This is a genomic window from Falsiroseomonas sp. (assembly GCF_041690465.1).
Classification (GTDB): Bacteria; Pseudomonadota; Alphaproteobacteria; order Acetobacterales; family Acetobacteraceae; genus Falsiroseomonas.
On the sequence record NZ_JAWLHG010000006.1, the window covers coordinates 28,282 to 43,434 of the forward strand.

At 70.3% G+C, this 15,153-nt stretch carries 12 protein-coding genes and 2 tRNA genes; 6 read left to right on the plus strand and 8 right to left on the minus strand.

Annotation, left to right across the window (positions count from 1 at the left end; all coding sequences use genetic code 11):
* Positions 1-149: 149 nt before the first annotated feature.
* Positions 150-1,043, plus strand: coding sequence for a P63C domain-containing protein (locus tag ACESM1_RS08550; RefSeq protein WP_372619287.1), 894 nt, complete (start codon positions 150-152; stop codon positions 1,041-1,043).
* A 15-nt stretch (positions 1,044-1,058) separates the two neighbouring features.
* Here ACESM1_RS08550 and ACESM1_RS08555 read toward each other — a convergent pair whose 3' ends face one another.
* Positions 1,059-2,219 carry a deoxyguanosinetriphosphate triphosphohydrolase gene (locus ACESM1_RS08555; RefSeq protein ID WP_372619288.1) on the minus strand — a complete coding sequence of 387 codons (1,161 nt, stop codon included), beginning with the start codon at positions 2,217-2,219 and terminating at the stop codon, positions 1,059-1,061.
* 109 nt (positions 2,220-2,328) lie between these two features.
* On the opposite strand from ACESM1_RS08555, the gene ACESM1_RS08560 reads away from it, so the two are divergent.
* A complete protein-coding gene (locus ACESM1_RS08560) occupies positions 2,329-2,685 on the plus strand; it encodes a HesB/IscA family protein (RefSeq protein WP_372619289.1) in 357 nt (118 codons plus the stop codon).
* Between the two features lie 37 nt (positions 2,686-2,722).
* On the plus strand, positions 2,723-3,493 hold the full coding sequence (xth, locus tag ACESM1_RS08565; RefSeq protein ID WP_372619507.1) for an exodeoxyribonuclease III: 771 nt from the start codon (positions 2,723-2,725) through the stop codon (positions 3,491-3,493).
* Between the two features lie 598 nt (positions 3,494-4,091).
* Here the strand turns inward: xth and ilvD are convergent.
* The gene (gene ilvD, locus ACESM1_RS08570) at positions 4,092-5,810 is read right to left on the minus strand and encodes a dihydroxy-acid dehydratase (protein WP_372619290.1); all 1,719 of its coding nucleotides are present in this window, start codon (positions 5,808-5,810) and stop codon (positions 4,092-4,094) included.
* 55 nt (positions 5,811-5,865) lie between these two features.
* Entirely contained in the window at positions 5,866-6,774 is a 909-nt protein-coding gene (locus tag ACESM1_RS08575; RefSeq protein ID WP_372619291.1) for a LysR family transcriptional regulator, read from the minus strand.
* Between the two features lie 96 nt (positions 6,775-6,870).
* Between ACESM1_RS08575 and ACESM1_RS08580 the strand changes: the two genes are divergently transcribed.
* Entirely contained in the window at positions 6,871-7,473 is a 603-nt protein-coding gene (locus tag ACESM1_RS08580) for a pyridoxamine 5'-phosphate oxidase family protein (protein WP_372619292.1), read from the plus strand.
* 71 nt (positions 7,474-7,544) lie between these two features.
* Here the strand turns inward: ACESM1_RS08580 and ACESM1_RS08585 are convergent, their stop codons facing one another.
* From ACESM1_RS08585 to ACESM1_RS08600, 4 genes are all read right to left on the minus strand, one after another.
* Positions 7,545-10,235, minus strand: a complete 2,691-nt coding sequence (locus ACESM1_RS08585) for a valine--tRNA ligase (protein WP_372619293.1) — start codon at positions 10,233-10,235, stop codon at positions 7,545-7,547.
* A gap of 97 nt (positions 10,236-10,332) precedes the next feature.
* Entirely contained in the window at positions 10,333-10,905 is a 573-nt protein-coding gene (locus ACESM1_RS08590) for a DUF2497 domain-containing protein (protein ID WP_372619294.1), read from the minus strand.
* Positions 10,906-10,908: 3 nt separating this feature from the next.
* On the minus strand, positions 10,909-12,324 hold the full coding sequence (locus ACESM1_RS08595) for a TolC family outer membrane protein (RefSeq protein ID WP_372619295.1): 1,416 nt from the start codon (positions 12,322-12,324) through the stop codon (positions 10,909-10,911).
* Between the two features lie 116 nt (positions 12,325-12,440).
* On the minus strand, positions 12,441-13,133 hold the full coding sequence (locus tag ACESM1_RS08600; RefSeq protein ID WP_372619296.1) for a protein-L-isoaspartate O-methyltransferase family protein: 693 nt from the start codon (positions 13,131-13,133) through the stop codon (positions 12,441-12,443).
* 107 nt (positions 13,134-13,240) lie between these two features.
* On the opposite strand from ACESM1_RS08600, the gene ACESM1_RS08605 reads away from it, so the two are divergent.
* Together ACESM1_RS08605 and ACESM1_RS08610 are read left to right on the plus strand one after the other, a co-directional pair.
* Positions 13,241-13,311 (plus strand) — tRNA-Cys (locus ACESM1_RS08605).
* A 226-nt stretch (positions 13,312-13,537) separates the two neighbouring features.
* Positions 13,538-13,612: transfer RNA gene (locus tag ACESM1_RS08610), tRNA-Asn, on the plus strand.
* Here ACESM1_RS08610 and ACESM1_RS08615 read toward each other — a convergent pair.
* On the minus strand, positions 13,613-14,992 hold the full coding sequence (locus tag ACESM1_RS08615) for a glycosyltransferase family 4 protein (RefSeq protein WP_372619297.1): 1,380 nt from the start codon (positions 14,990-14,992) through the stop codon (positions 13,613-13,615).
* Positions 14,993-15,153 lie beyond the last annotated feature (161 nt).

A 15,153-nucleotide genomic window follows, 5' to 3' on the forward strand; every position in this document is an offset into this window, starting at 1 on the left:
ACGCGGATTGCAGGCATGGAGCAGCAATGAGTGATCCTGGGAAGCGGCGCGCGGCTGGCGGACACGCACGAGCGGAGCGCCTTTCGCCTGAACGGCGTCAGCAAATAGCGCAACGGGCTGCCGCAACACGGTGGGGTAAGCTACCAACTGTGAGAGAAGCGATCAGCCGTGAAGGTGTTTTGCGGATCGCCGATCAGGAATTGCAGTGCTACGTGCTTGAAGATGAAACCCGTGTCTTGGCGCGTGCTGGATTTGTGAGGGCAATTGGACGTACTGGAAAGGTGAAGGGCGGTCGCCGATTTGACGACGAGTTTCAGACCCCTGTGTTCCTGACCGCAGAGAATCTTAGACCCTTCTGGCCCGACGGCTTGACGGAGAATTCAGCGCCAATTCCGTTCAGCTATGGTGGCCAAGAAATGATCGGCTATCGAGCAGAATTGCTTCCTGACGTATGTGACGTCTTTGCCGATGCAGAGCGCGCTGGAGTGCTTCGTAGGAACCAGGAGCACATCGCTGCGGCCTGCCGGCTGCTCGCGCGCGGTCTGACTCGGGTCGGCATCATCGGTCTAGTAGACGAAGCAACAGGATTTCAGCGTGAGCGAGCTGCCAATGCCCTTGCCGAAATACTCGAAGCTTTTATTGCAAAAGAAATTCGCCCATGGGTTCGAACATTTCCAGACGAATTCTATGGGCATCTTTTTCGGTTGCGGGGCCTTGAGTTCCCTCGCGATACCGTTAAGCGACCTCAATATTTTGGTCACCTCACAAACGACATCATTTACAGGCGGCTCGCGCCTAGGGTTCTCGAAGAACTGCAGGCTGCTGTCCCGAAGACGCCAAGTGGCAGGCGTCGCCATGCGCTATTTCAGCGCCTGACGGATGATGTAGGCCACCCAAGGTTGCGGGAGCATTTGTCTGCAGTAATCACCGTTATGAAGCTTAGTGGCGACTATAATGACTTCATCAAAAAACTCGACCTGACACACCCTCGATTCGGGGACAACTACGAGCTGCCGTTCGATGAAAACCGACCAGGCTTGTGAACTGCACAATGCGCCCTATCCCGGCACACTCGGATCGGTCATCCGCTTGTGCTCCTCCAGCGCATAGCGGTCCGTCATCCCCGCCAGGTAGTCGCACACCGCCGCCGCCGCGGCCGGGCTGCCGGCGTCGCCCGCCTTGGCCTGCCACCAGGGGGGCAATTGCCGCGGCTCGCCATGCAGCAGCGTGAACAGCATCTGCAGCGCCCGCTTGCATTTCTGCGTCGTGCGGTTGACCCGCCAGTGCCGGTACATCCGCTGGAAGAGAAAGGCGCGCAGCGCGTTGTTCGCCTCCATCATCGCCTCGGAGAAGCCCACCACCGGGCGGTCGGCGGCGCGGATGTCGTCCGCGCTCCCCGGCGCCAGCACGGCGATGCGGCGGCGCGTCTCGGCGACGACGTCGTTGACCATCAGGTTGATCACGCGCCGCACCGTCTCGCTCACCGCACGGTCGCGCGGCAGGGTCGGGTTGGCGGTGCGCGCCTCCTCCCAGGCCTGGGCGACCAGGGCGAGGCTGCCGGCATCCTCCAGCGTGAACATCCCCGCCCGCACGCCGTCATCCAGATCGTGGTTGTTGTAGGCGATGTCGTCGGCAATCGCGGCGACCTGCGCCTCGGCGCTGGCATGGCTGGTCAGCTCCAGCGCGTGCCGGCGGTCATATTCGGCGATGTAGGGCGGCGGACGGCGCAGCGGGCCGTTGTGCTTGGCCAGGCCCTCCAGCGTCTCCCAGGTCAGGTTGAGCCCATCGAAGCCGGCATAGCGCGTCTCCAGCAGCGTCACCGCCTTCAGCGACTGCGCGTTGTGGTCGAAGCCTCCATGGGGCTTCATCATCGCATCCAGCGCATCCTCCCCACCATGGCCGAAGGGCGGGTGGCCGAGGTCGTGGGCGAGCGCCAGCGCCTCCGCCAGATCCTCGTCCAGCGCCAACTCGCGGGCGATGGAGCGGGCGATCTGCGCGACCTCCAGGCTGTGGGTCAGGCGGGTGCGGAAATGGTCGCCCTCGTGGTAGACGAAGACCTGCGTCTTGTATTGCAGGCGGCGGAACGCCGTGCAGTGGATGATGCGGTCGCGGTCGCGCTGATAGGGGGAGCGGGCGCCGCCGCCCGGCTCCGGATGCAGCCGGCCGCGAGACTCGGCGGCGCGCACCGCCCAGGGGGCAAGCCCATCGGGCAACCGCATGGGATCCATGCCGACGGGCCTAGCATCACGCGCCGCGCCGCCGCAACGGGAAGAGGTGGCAACGCCGGAACGCCCGCCCTATCTTCCGGGCCAAGGAGATCGCCTCGCCATGGATGCCGCCACGACTGAAGCCCCCACCGCCTTCCGCGTGACCCCGCGCGCCGCCGAGCAGGTGGCCGAGATCGCCGCGCGGGAGGGCAAGCCCGCCGGCGGGCTGCGGCTGGCCGTGGATGCCGGTGGCTGCTCCGGCTTCCAGTACCGCTTTGGGATCGAGGACGCCCCGGCGGCCGAGGACCTGGTGATCGAGCAGGGGCCGGCCCGCGTCTTCGTGGACCCGGTGAGCCTGGAACTGCTCGCCGGCTCCGAGCTGGACTGGAACGAGGCGCTGATCGGCGCGCATTTCGCGGTGAAGAACCCCCAGGCGGTCAGCGCCTGCGGCTGCGGGACCAGCTTCAGCGTCGGTTGATGCTCACCGCGCCAGGGGGCACTCTCCCGGGCGCATGATCCGCCTGGCCACCTTCAACGTGAACTCGATCCGGAAGCGCGCCGCACATGTGCGCCGCTTCCTCGAGCGCAAGCAGCCCGACCTGCTGTTCCTGCAGGAGCTGAAATGCCGCACCGAGGAATGCCCCGGCCTGGAATTCGAGGGTACCGGCTACCGCCTGCATGCCGTCGGCCAGCCGGGCGGGCGCAACGGCGTGGCAGTGCTCGGCCGCATTCCCTTCGAGGTGGTGGCCGAGTCCCTTCCGGGCGATGCGGCCGATGCCCAGGTCCGCTACATCGAGGTTGCGGCCGCCGGCACGCGGGTGGCCGGCATCTACCTGCCGAACGGCAATTCCGGCGGCGATGAGGGATATGGCTACAAGCTGGCCTGGATGGCGCGGCTGCGCAGCCTGGCGGCGGCGCGGCTCGATGCCTTCACGCCCTTCGCGGTGCTCGGTGACTTCAACGTCTGCCCGACCGAACTCGATCTCGCCCCCGGCGTGCTGAAGCCGAGCGATGCGCTGGTCCGCCCGGAGACGCGTGCGGCCTGGCGGGCATTGGAGCATCTCGGCCTGACCGACGCGCTGCGCGCGCTGCATCCAGGCGAGCGGATCTACACCTACTGGGACTACGGCGCCTCCTTCGACGCCAATGCCGGCCTGCGCATCGACCACGCGCTGCTGAGCCCGGAGTTGGCGGAACGGCTGGTCGCGGCGGAGGTGGATGTCACGCCGCGAACCGAGGAAAGCCCGTCCGATCACACGCCGGTGATCGTCACGCTCGACGCCTGAGGCGTGGCGCGACCGACGCGTCTGCTCCTATTGCTCCTGCCGATACGGATTCCGCATCTCGCGTCGGGCGTTGCCGGATCCGGGGCCGAACTGCTCGCCGCGCCTGCCGCCATCGTGCCGACGCACCTCACCCCGCTGCTCGCGATCGCGATGCACCCAACCGGGCCGGGACGGCGCCGGGCGATGGACAGGTGCGGGAGCATAGTGTGGGCGATAGACAGGTGCGGGAGCATAGCGCGGGCGATAGACAGGTGCGGGTGCGTAGTATGGCCGATAGACCGGGAACGGCCGATAGACCGGCGCCGGCGCGTAATACGGCCGGGAATAGCCGCTGCTTCCGTAGCCGTACCCATAGCCGTAGTCGGGACCGGTGCTGCCGGCGACAACACAGCCCGGGGTGACGGCCAACAGGGCGAACAGGAAAGCCAGGCGAAGCGATCGCATCTTGCCCTCCGGGGCGGGCGAAGGCAGCGGAAGCACTACCCTGCCAGCCCATACAACGCCTGCCAGACGCCGAAGTGCAGGCGGCTTCGCGGCGGATCGGGGGCGGATGAGGCGGGACCAAGGCGCCCCGCCCTTCCCTCCCCCGGCCTGTGTTCTACTGGTCGGCGTAGATATGGCTCTCCTCGGCGGCGCCGGGATGCGTCACCGCGCCGTTCACCGCCGGGCCCACGAGCTGGGCGTATTTCCACAGCGCGCCGGAGTTGTAGTCGGTCTTGCGCGGTGTCCAGGCGGCGCGGCGCCTGGCCAGCGTGGCCTCGTCCACCATCAGGTCGATGGTGCCCTTCTCGGCGTCGATCACGATCCTGTCACCGTTCTCGATCAGGGCGATCGGGCCGCCGACCGCGGCCTCCGGCCCGACATGGCCGATGCAGAAGCCGCGCGTCGCGCCGCTGAACCGGCCATCGGTGATCAACGCAACCTTGTCGCCCATGCCCTGGCCGTAGATCGCGCTGGTGGTGGAGAGCATCTCCCGCATCCCCGGCCCGCCCTTCGGCCCCTCGTAGCGGATGATGATCACGTCGCCCGCCTTGTAGGCGCGCATGTCCACCGCCCTGAAGGCGTCCTCCTCGCAGTCGAAGCAGAGCGCGGCGCCCTCGAAGCGCAGCGCCTTCATCCCTGCGATCTTCACGATCGCGCCCTCGGGCGCGAGCGTGCCCTTCAGCGAGACCACGCCGCCGATCGGCGAGATCGGGTCGGAGGCCGGGCGCACCACGTCCTGGTCCTTCGGCACGATCACCTCGCGATGGTTCTCCGCCAGCGTCCTGCCGGTGACGGTCAGCGCGTCGCCGCGCAGGTAGCCGCCATCGAGCAGCGCCTTGATGATCACCGGCACGCCGCCGATGTTGAACACGTCGAGCGCGACATACTTCCCGCCCGGCTTCAGGTCGGCGATGTGCGGCGTGGCGCGCATGATCTCGGCCACGTCGTGCAGGTCGAACTTGATGCCGGCCTCGTGCGCGATCGCCGGCAGGTGCAGCGCGGCGTTGGTGGACCCACCCGTTGCGCCGACGACGGCTGCGGCGTTGAACAGCGCGTCGCGGGTGACGATGTCGCGCGGGCGGATGTTGCGGCGGATCAGCTCCACCACGGCCTCGCCCGACTTGACCGCCCAGTGGTCGCGGCTCTCATCGGGCGCCGGGGCGCCGGCAGAGCCGGGCAGCGCGAGGCCGATCACCTCGGAGACGCAGGCCATGGTGTTGGCGGTGAACTGCCCGCCGCAGGCGCCGGCGCCGGGGCAGGCATGCTGCTCCAGCTCGAACAGCTCCTCGTCGGTCATGTTGCCGGCGGCGTGCTGGCCGACCGCCTCGAACACGTCGAGCACGGTCACGTCGCGGTTGTTGTGCCGGCCCGGCATGATCGAGCCGCCATACATGAACACGGACGGCACGTTCAGGCGGACCATCGCCATCATCAGCCCGGGCAGCGTCTTGTCGCAGCCGCCGAGGCCCACCATCGCGTCGTAGCAGTGCCCGCGCATGGTGAGCTCGACGGAATCCGCGATGATGTCGCGGCTGGCGAGGCTCGCCTTCATGGACTGGTGGCCCATCGCGATGCCGTCGGTGACGGTGATGGTGGTGAACTCACGCGGCGTGGCGCCGGCGGCCTTCACGCCGACCTTCACGCTCTGCGCCTGGCGGGAGAGCGCGATGTTGCAGGGTGCCGCCTCGTTCCAGCAGGTGGCAACGCCGACGAAGGGCTGCTCGATCTCCTCCTTCGTCAGGCCCATCGCGTAGTAGTAGCTGCGATGCGGTGCGCGCTCCGGCCCCACGGTGGTGTGGCGGCTGGGCAGCTTGGACTTGTCCCACTTGGTCATGCTGGCCGGTTCCCTGGCGTATGCCCGCCGGCCATCCTTCCGCGGGCGGGCGAAGTCAAGCCTCCCGCAGCACCGGCAGTGCCGCAAGCAGCGGGATCGCGGCATCGAGGAACGCGCGCAGACGCGCCGGCATGAAGCGCCCGGCTGGCCAGACCAGCTGCACCGGGATCGGCGGCGGCTCCGCTCCGCGCAGCAGGCGCAACAGGCGGCCCTGCGCGATCTCCTCCGCTGGCTGGTAGGAAAGGGTCTGCAGGATGCCCCTGCCCTGCACCGCCGCGGCGACCGCCGCCTCCGCCTCGTTCACGGAGAACCGCGCCTGCGGGCGGAGCACGACCTCCCTCCCCGCCGCGTCGGCGAAACGCCATTCCGTCGGCGCCGCGTGCGGGGCGAAGACCACCAGGTCGTGCCGCGCCAGCGCCTCGGGGCTGTCAGGCACGCCGCGGCGCGCCAGATAGTCCGGGCTGGCAACCAGGATGCGCCGCACCTCGCCCAGCCGGCGCGACCGCAGCGAGCTTGCGGGCAACCGGCCGATGCGGAGCGCGGCATCCATCCCCTCCTCCAGCAGGTCCACGACGCGGTTGGCGAGGAGCAGGTCCACCGCCACCGCCGGATGCGCATCCTGGAAGGCGGCGACCACGGGGGCGACGTGGCGGCGGCCGAACACCAGCGGTGCCGCGAGGCGGAGCCGCCCGCGCGGCTCGCGCGCCTGGCCGGCGGCTTCGCGCAGTGCGTCGTCGAGTTCGGCCAGCGCGTGGCGGGCCTGTTCGGCAAGGCGGCGGCCCGCCTCCGTCAGCGCGAACCGGCGTGTGCTGCGTTCCGCCAGGCGCACGCCAAGCCGCGCCTCCAGGTCCGCCAGCGCGCGGCTCATCGCCGGCGGCGAGCGGCCGAGCCGGCGCCCCGCCGCCGCCAGGCTGCCGGCCTCGGCGATGGCGAGGAAGAGGCCGAGCTGGTCCAGGCGGTCCATTGTTTCCCTGAATGGAAGAATGTCGTTCCACGCGGATGACTACTGCCTCCGGGCGCACGATGCCAGATCGGCGGCCACCGCAGCGGGAGCAGGTCCATGGGTCGCCACTTCGCCTCGATCGCATTCACCGGCGCCGTCCGCGCCGAGCAGGCGGCGATCGGCTCGCGCGCCGGCTACGCCCGTGTCGAGGAAGCCGGCGCCGAGGACAGCCGGCTCGGCGTGCGGGAATCGGCCTATCTCGGCGCCGCGCGCACGTTGTTCATCGCCTCGGTGAACGAGGCCGGCTGGCCCTACATCCAGCACCGCGGCGGGCCGGCGGGCTTCGTGCAGGTGGTGGAGGCGGGCGCGGCGCTGGCCTTCGCCGATCTGGCCGGCAACCGCCAGAACGTCACGCTCGGCAATCTGCGGGGCGAGGAGCGGGTTTCCCTGATCGTACCGGATTACCTGGAACGGCGTCGCCTCAAGCTGTTCGGCCGTGCCCGGCTGGTGACCCGCGCCGAAGATACGGCGCTGGTGGATCGTCTGGCCGAGGCCGCCGGCGCGCCGGCCGCGCGGGCCCTGGTGGTTCGCGTGGCCGGCTTCGACTGGAACTGCCCGCAGCACATCCCGCGACTGGTGCCGGAGGAGATGGTGGCGGCCGCGCTCGGCGAGGCCGCGACGCGCATTGCCGCGCTGGAAGCCGAGCGGGCCGCGCGCTGAGGCGGCTGAGGGGGCGATCGAGCGGCAACCGCCCCCACCCAGCCCCCGCCGGGGAGCGAGTCCGGGCGAAGCTAGTCCGCTATGCGCGCCAGCGCGGCATCCAGCCGTGCCATCTCGGCCTGTGCCGCTGCAAGCCTCTCGCGGTTCTCCTCCACCACCTCCTCGGGCGCGCGGGCGACGAAATCGGCGTTGCCGAGCTTGGCCGAGATCTTCTTCGCCTCGGCCTCCGCCGCCGCCCGCGACTTGGCCAGGCGTGCGCGCTCGGCATTCAGATCGATGACATCGGCCAGTGGCAGCATCACCGTCGCCTCGCCGACGACGACCTGCGCCACGCCCTTCGGCGCGGCGCCTTCCAGCGCGCGCACCTCGGTGGCGCGGCCGAGGCGGCGGATCGCCTCGATCCAGGCTTCGGCGCGGGCCAGCGTGGCGCCGGAGGCCCCCTGCAGCAGCAGCGGCACGGTGACGGAGGGCGGCACGTTCATCTCGGCCCGCGCGCCGCGCACCTCGCCGATCAGCGTGACCACCCAATCGAGTTCCGCGCGCGCGGCCTCCGCCTCCTGCACCGGCGCAGCTTCCGGCCAGGCGCTGCGGATCAGGCTGCCTTCCGGACCATAGCCGAAGCGGTGCCACAACTCCTCGGTCACGAAGGGCATGACGGGGTGCAGCAGGCGCAGGATGGTGCCGAAGACATGCTGCGCGGCGCCCTTCACCTCGGCCTTCTCGGCGCTGTCGGGGCCGTACAGCACCGGCTTGGCGAATTCGATGAACCAGTCGCAGTAGCTGCCCCAGACGAAGCGGTAGGCGGCGGCGGCGTATTCGTCGAAGCGGTAGGCCTCGAGCGCCGCGGTGCACTCCGCCACCGCACGGTTGGCGCCGTCCAGGATCCACCGCGCCAGCGGCGTCGTCGCGCTCGCCGGATCGAGGGAGGCATCCGCTGCTATCCCGTTCATCTCCAGGAAGCGCGCGGCGTTCCAGATTTTGGTGACGAAGGCGCGGTGGTCCTCCACGCGCTTGCGGCCGAGCTTCACGTCGCGGCCCGGGCCGGTCAGCGCGGCAATGGTGAAGCGCAGCGCGTCCGAGCCATAGGCCTCGATCAGCTCCAGGGGGTCCATCACGTTCCCCTTGGACTTCGACATCTTCTGGCCCTTCTCGTCGCGGACCAGGCCATGGATGTAGACGTGGCGGAACGGCACCTCGCCCATGAAGTGGATGCCCATCATCATCATGCGGGCGACCCAGAAGAAGATGATGTCGAAGCCCGTCACCAGGACCGAACCGGGGTAGTATTTCGCCAGCTCCGGCGTCTTCTCCGGCCAGCCGAGCGTGGAGAACGGCCAGAGCGCGGAGCTGAACCAGGTATCCAGCACGTCCGGGTCGCGGATCAGCGTGACGTCGTGCCCGAACTTCGCGCGCGCAGCCTCTGACGCCTCCTCCTCCGTCTTTGCGACGAAGACCGCGCCATCCGGCGCGTACCAGGCGGGGATCTGGTGGCCCCACCACAACTGGCGGCTGACGCACCAGGGCTGGATGTCGCGCAGCCAGGCGAAGAAGGTGTTCTCCCACTGGCGCGGCACGAAGACGGTCTGGCCGGTCTCCACCGCCTTGATCGCGGGCTGCGCCAGCGTCTTGGCGTCCACGTACCACTGCATGGTCAGCCGCGGCTCGATCGGCACGCCGGAGCGGTCGCCATGCGGCACTTGGTGGGTGTGCGGCTCGATCTTCTCGACGAGGTCGAGCTCCTGCAGCCGCGCCACGATGCGCTTTCGCGCCTCGAAGCGGTCCAGGCCCTCCAGGCTGTGCACGAAATTCGGGTCCCCGCCCTCGGCCGAGAGCGCGGCGCCGATCTCGGCGACCATCACCTTCGCATCGGCGTCGAGCACCGAGGGCATTGCCAGACCGTGCCGCTTGCCGACCTCGAAATCGTTGAAGTCGTGGCCGGGGGTGATCTTCACCGCGCCGGTGCCCTTCTCCGGGTCGGAATAGGCATCGGCCACGATCGGGATGCGGCGGCCCACCAGCGGCAGGATCAGGTGCCGGCCGACCAGGTCCCTGAATCGCTCATCGTCGGGATGCACCGCCACCGCGGTGTCGCCCAGCATCGTCTCCGGCCGCGTGGTGGCGACCGTCAGGTAGCGGCCCGGCTCGCCCTCCACCGGATAGCGCAGATGCCAGAGCGATCCCTTGACCTCCCTGCTCTCCACCTCGAGATCGGAGATCGCGGTCTGGAACACCGGATCCCAGTTCACCAGACGCCGGTCGCGGTAGAGCAGGCCCTGCGCGTGCAGCGTGACGAAGACCTCGATGACCGCCCTGGAGAGGCCCGCATCCATGGTGAAGCGCTCGCGCGGCCAGTCCAGGCTGGCGCCGAGCCGGCGCAGTTGGCGCGTGATGGCGCCGCCCGACTGCGCCTTCCACTCCCACACATGCTGCAGGAAGGCCTCGCGCCCCATCTGGCGCCGGTCCTGGCCCTGCGAGGCGAGCAGCCGCTCCACCACCATCTGGGTGGCGATGCCGGCATGGTCGGTGCCCGGCTGCCACAGCGCATCCCGGCCCTGCATGCGGCGCCAGCGCGTCAGCATGTCCTGCACCGACATGGTCAGCGCGTGGCCGATATGCAGGCTGCCCGTGACGTTGGGCGGCGGGATCATGATGGTGAAGGGCCGTGCCGGCGAGGCGGGATCGGCCGCGAAGGCACCCGCCTTCTCCCAGAGGGCGTAGAGGCGCGGCTCCACCGAGGCGGGGTCGAAGGTCTTGTCCAGCATGCCGGCATCCCTTCCGCGCCGGCCGCGCGCAGTCAAGGGCTGCGCGCGCCGCCTTGGTCGCGCGGCCAGCCGATTGCCGGCAGTGCCCTTGTCCGGGCTAGAGGTTCCGGCCCACCACGCGCTCGATCTCGGCGCGGACCAGGCGCTCGACCAGCGGGGGAAGGTGCTGGTCGAGCCAGTCCTTCAGCAGGGGGCGGATCTCCTCGCGCACCACATCCTCAATGCTGGGGCCGCCGCGGCTGACCGTGGCGGCGCGTTCCTGCACCACCGCGCGCAGCAGCCTGCCGACCGCCGCCGTGGTCGCCGCCGCCACCGCGGGCGCGACCAGCACCTCGGCCGGCATCGCACCGGGCGAGGGCGCCTCCGGCTCGGCCGGCTCGACCGCTGGCGCTGGCTGGGGGGGCTCGGCGGCGCGTGGCGGCTCCGGGGCGGCGGGCTCCGGTGCCCGGGCCTGCGCGGCGGGCGGCGCCGCGGCGGGCTGCACCATCATGGATTCGGTCAGGTCCAGCGGCTCCGAGGCAGGCTCGCCGGAAGCGGCCGCGCCGCCGGCACCGGGGGGCGTAGCGCCGGCGCCGTCATCCTCGTTCAGGATGCGACGGATCGAGGCAAGGATATCGTCCATCGCCGGATCGCCGGGGCCCGGCTTCGGGGCGTCGGTGTTGCCACTCATCAATCAGCGTCCCTGCACGGCAGCGTCTTCGGTATAGTCGCCGAAGCCGACCCAGCGGTTCCGGACCGCATTGTAGTAGGCTTCCACATCGTAGAGCGGCACCGGCAGGTTCAGGTCGCGCGCCGTCAGCCGGCCGACCGCCGCCGCCAGGTTGTGCGAGGCGGTGATCACCGCCGCCAGCGCACGCACCAGGCTCACACGGGCGTTGAGCAGTTCCTGCTCGGCGTTCAGCACATCCAGCGTGGTGCGGCTGCCGACCACCGCCTCGCGCTGCACCCCGTCCAGCGCGATCTCGGCGGCGCGGATCTGCGAGCGGACGCTGTCCACCGTGGCGCGGGCAGCCACCAGGGTCTCATAGGCCTGGGTGGCCTGCTGCGCCGCGCCGCGCCGCTGGTCCTCAACCACGTTGCGGGACTGCTGCGCCTGCTGGCGCGCCTGGCGCACCGCGGCGTGCTCGGCACCGCCCTGGAACAGCGGCACGACGAGGTTGGCGGTGACCGAGGTGCCGTCCTGCCGCACGCCGTCCAGCGCGGCGCCGCCCGCCTGCTGGCCGGTGTTGCGGAAGACGCTGCCGTTCACGCTGATCTGCGGCAGCAGGGCGGCGAACTGCACGTCGATCTGGTCGCGCGCCGCGGCCTCGTCGAACAGGGCGGCCACCACGTTGGGATTGTTGCGGGCGGCCATCACCGCTGCCTCGCGGGCATTCGGCGCCGGCGGACGAAGCGGCTGCGGCGGCGTCAGACGCTGCGGCGCCTGGCCGACGAGGCGGGTGAAGGTGGCGCGCGAGGTCTGCAGCCGCCCCTCCGCATCGGCGCGCGAGGCGCGGGCACCGGCCAGCCGGCTTTCCGCCTGCGCCACGTCCGTGCGGGTGATCTCGCCCACCCGGAACCGCTCGTTGGTGGCCTGGAGTTGGCGCAACAGCACCTGCTCGTTGTTGGTGTTGAGCCGCACCTCCTCCTGGTCGCGGATCATCGCGACATAGGCGTTCACCACGTCGAGCAGCACCTGCTGCTCGGTGGCGTAGAGCCGTGCGCGCTGCGCCAGCACCTGATTTTCCGCCCGGCGGGTCTGCGCAACGGTCCTGCCGCCGCGATAGAGCGGCTGCGCCACGCTGGCCTGGACCTGGGTGGTGTCCCGGGAGCGCCAGTTGCCCGAGGGCCCGATCGGGTTCGGCCGAGTGCCCGTGGTGGTCTGCCCCGCCGCACCGGTGATCTGCACCGTCGGCCGCCAGCCGGCAAGCGCCTGGGGCACGTTCTCATCCACCGCGCGCAGCTGCGCGCGCGCGGCCTGCAGGGTCGGGTTGTTGGAATAGGCGAGCGCCATGGCCTCCTGCAGGGTTTGGCCGGAGGCAGGGCGCGGACCCACCGCCGCGGCCGAAGCCAGCAGCAGGGCGGCGAAGGCGAAACGGGATGGCGTCATGCGGATCTACTCCCCGGATGCGGCGATCCTAGCGCGCAACGGGTGGCGCTGGAAACTGCGCGAAGCAGGCGCCGCTGCGACCCGCACCGACAAGGCGCGTGCCCTATCGCATACGATCAGAAGACGAAGCCGGGCTTCGCCCGGAACGACGGCAGGGCGAGCGTGGCACAATCGAAGGCATCGGTCAGGCTGAAGCTGCCCGCCACCCGCCGGCAGAGCACCGCGCGGGACGAGACACCCCGCGCCGCCCCCGAGAGCACGGTGACCAGCCGCCCGCCCTCGGCGAGCTGACCGGCGATCGCCTCCGGCACTTCGGGCACTTCGCCCTCGATCAGGATCGCGTCATAGGGCGCCGCGCTGGCGTGGCCCATGGTGAGCGGCCCCTTCACCAGCCGCAGCGCCTGCGGCTCGACCAGCCCCTGCAGGGCGCGGCGGGCGATGGCAAGCATCTCCGCATCCTCCTCCAGCGCAACCACGCGGGCGCCGCAGCGCGCGGCGGCGGCGGCGGCGTAGCCGGTGCCGGCGCCCACCACCAGCACGCGGTCGCCATCGCGAAGGCTGAGCAGCTGCAGCATGCGGGCGATCATCATCGGCTGGATCAGGCCGCGGCCATTGGGCAGCCGCACATCCTCATCGGCGTAGGCGCGGGCGGCGAGGCCGGGCGGCAGGAAACGCTCGCGCGGTAGCTCGCCCATGGCGGCGAGGAGCCGCGGATCGGTGACCCGGTTCGGACGGAGCTGCCCGTCCACCATGTGCCGCCGGGCCTCCGCCAGGCGGGTCTCCGTGTCGAGGGTTGTTTCGCCTTGCATCGCAGCAGCCTGTTGCATGCCCGCGCTTATAGGGTCCGGCCGGTTGCCGGCCAAGCCGAGCCCGTGCTTGACCCGCGCCGGCGGCTGCCGGATAGAAGCGCGCAGATGGCCGCGTGGCAGAGTGGTGATGCACCGGACTGCAAATCCGTGAATGCCGGTTCGATTCCGGCCGCGGCCTTTTTTCCCTCGCACTCGGATGCCGTCCGCTCCGCGGCGCCGTCGCACTGCGGGCCAGGGTCCCGACAAGCACCCGGACACCCTGCCGCCCAGCCCCGGCACGGGGAGCGCGAGCGTTCAGCCATGATCGTCCCGGCATTGCATTCTCCTGGAGGTCAGGAGCACGGAGCGGGGGGATGAGGTTGCCGCCGGTGGATGAGGTTGCTATAGGCGCCCCCCACGGCTGATCCGGCGTGGCGCAGCGGTAGCGCAGCGGACTGTTAATCCGTTGGTCGTTGGTTCGAATCCAACCGCCGGAGCCATCATTCCCTGACATGTGACACGTACACACCGGGCGCTTCATCCTGCGCGCTCAACGCCTGCTGCTGCACGAGGGCGGACCCGCCCACCTCGATCGCCGCCAGGAAGGACAGCACATCGTCCATGTGACGCGTCCAGTCCTGGCCGGCCCAACTGCGCAGTGCGGCCAGTTGGCGGGCCCGGCGCATGCTGCCGGGGCGCGCGTAATCGGCCACCATCGCCTGCCAGCCCGGCAGGTCGCAGGCGTCGAGGTACTCCGGCACGTCCCGCCCGACCTCGCGATGCGCAGGGATGTCGCTGGCCAGCACCGGCGCGCCGAGCGCCAGCGCCTCGGCCACCGGGAGGCTGAAACCCTCGGCGAAGCTCGGCACCAGCACGGCGCGGGCGGCGCAAGCCAGGCCAGCCACCACCGAATCCGACACCGCACCCAACTCCAGCAGATGCGGTCGCAGCACGGCGCAGCGCTCCAGCAGGTCGTGCACCTGCGGGTTCCGGGGCCCGCGGCTGCCGACGATCACCAGCCTCGGCACCGCGCCGCCCGCTGCCGCCAGCCGGCGCCAGAGATGCAGCAGCAACAGGTGGTTCTTGCGGGCGACGATGGTGCCGACCACCAGGAAGAACGGCCGCCCATCCGCAACCTGCGGCGGCAGCGGCGCCGGGCACACCGGCGCCACGCCGAGCGGCGCGGCCAGCACCGGCAGCGTCCGCGGCAGGTGGCGGCGCAGTTCCACGGCGGTGGCCTCGGAATTGGCGATCACCCCATCGGCTAGCGTGCGGACCGTGTCCAGCCGCCGCGCATGCCGCAGCGTCTCGGCGGGAGAAACGTATTCCGGCCAGTCCAGCGGGATCAGGTCGTGGATCAGCGGGACGAATCGCGCGCCGCTCCGCCGGACGAGGCGCTGCACCGCGGTGCCGCGGTGCAGCGGATGATGCGAGACGTTGAGGTAGATGACGCCCCGGCTCGCCCCGCCCGGCGGTCGGCGCCAGGCGGCCAGGCTGCCGGCGAACAGCGCCAGCGCGAGCGGTGAAAGCCGGCGCAGCGTGCCGTCACGCCAGGCCGGGCCGACACGGCGGACCAACGACTCGGTGAGGGCCTGCGGCAACAGGGCGAAGCCGCCGCGATAGTCATGCGCGACGAAGCGCAGCCTTTCGCCGCAGCGCGCGAGCAAGTGCTCGGCATAGGCCAGCTCGACCCGGTCCACGCCTGAGAGCGTGCCGCGATGCACCCGCCAGAGCATGCGGGAGATGTCGAGCCAGAGCTCCGAGCGCGGCTGCGCGGGAACCGTGCCCGCCAGCACGGGAAGGAGCGGCGCTGCATCGCGCGACGCACCAGTGCGGACGAGCCGTGCGCTCGTCTCCGGCCAATCGAGATCTGCAACCATCAGTCGGTAGCCCGAAGGCTGAATGACAGGATATGCCTCGATATTGCGCCACTCTCTGCAATTTTGTGCAAAGCATCTCGCCCCAATGCGCACGCTCTGGTATCATTTCGGCTGGCATGATACAAGCTGCAGTTGAATACTCCAGAAGCGAGAAGCGCAAT

Bases quoted from the DNA above. Each gene is read 5' to 3' on its own strand.
- ACESM1_RS08555 (WP_372619288.1), bottom strand. From the start codon at position 2,219: ATGCGGTTGCCCGATGGGCTTGCCCCCTGGGCGGTGCGCGCCGCCGAG.
- ACESM1_RS08560 (WP_372619289.1), top strand. From the start codon at position 2,329: ATGGATGCCGCCACGACTGAAGCCCCCACCGCCTTCCGCGTGACCCCG.
- ilvD (WP_372619290.1), bottom strand. From the start codon at position 5,810: ATGACCAAGTGGGACAAGTCCAAGCTGCCCAGCCGCCACACCACCGTG.
- ACESM1_RS08575 (WP_372619291.1), bottom strand. From the start codon at position 6,774: ATGGACCGCCTGGACCAGCTCGGCCTCTTCCTCGCCATCGCCGAGGCC.
- ACESM1_RS08580 (WP_372619292.1), top strand. From the start codon at position 6,871: ATGGGTCGCCACTTCGCCTCGATCGCATTCACCGGCGCCGTCCGCGCC.
- ACESM1_RS08585 (WP_372619293.1), bottom strand. From the start codon at position 10,235: ATGCTGGACAAGACCTTCGACCCCGCCTCGGTGGAGCCGCGCCTCTAC.
- ACESM1_RS08590 (WP_372619294.1), bottom strand. From the start codon at position 10,905: ATGAGTGGCAACACCGACGCCCCGAAGCCGGGCCCCGGCGATCCGGCG.
- ACESM1_RS08595 (WP_372619295.1), bottom strand. From the start codon at position 12,324: ATGACGCCATCCCGTTTCGCCTTCGCCGCCCTGCTGCTGGCTTCGGCC.
- ACESM1_RS08600 (WP_372619296.1), bottom strand. From the start codon at position 13,133: ATGCAAGGCGAAACAACCCTCGACACGGAGACCCGCCTGGCGGAGGCC.
- ACESM1_RS08615 (WP_372619297.1), bottom strand. From the start codon at position 14,992: ATGGTTGCAGATCTCGATTGGCCGGAGACGAGCGCACGGCTCGTCCGC.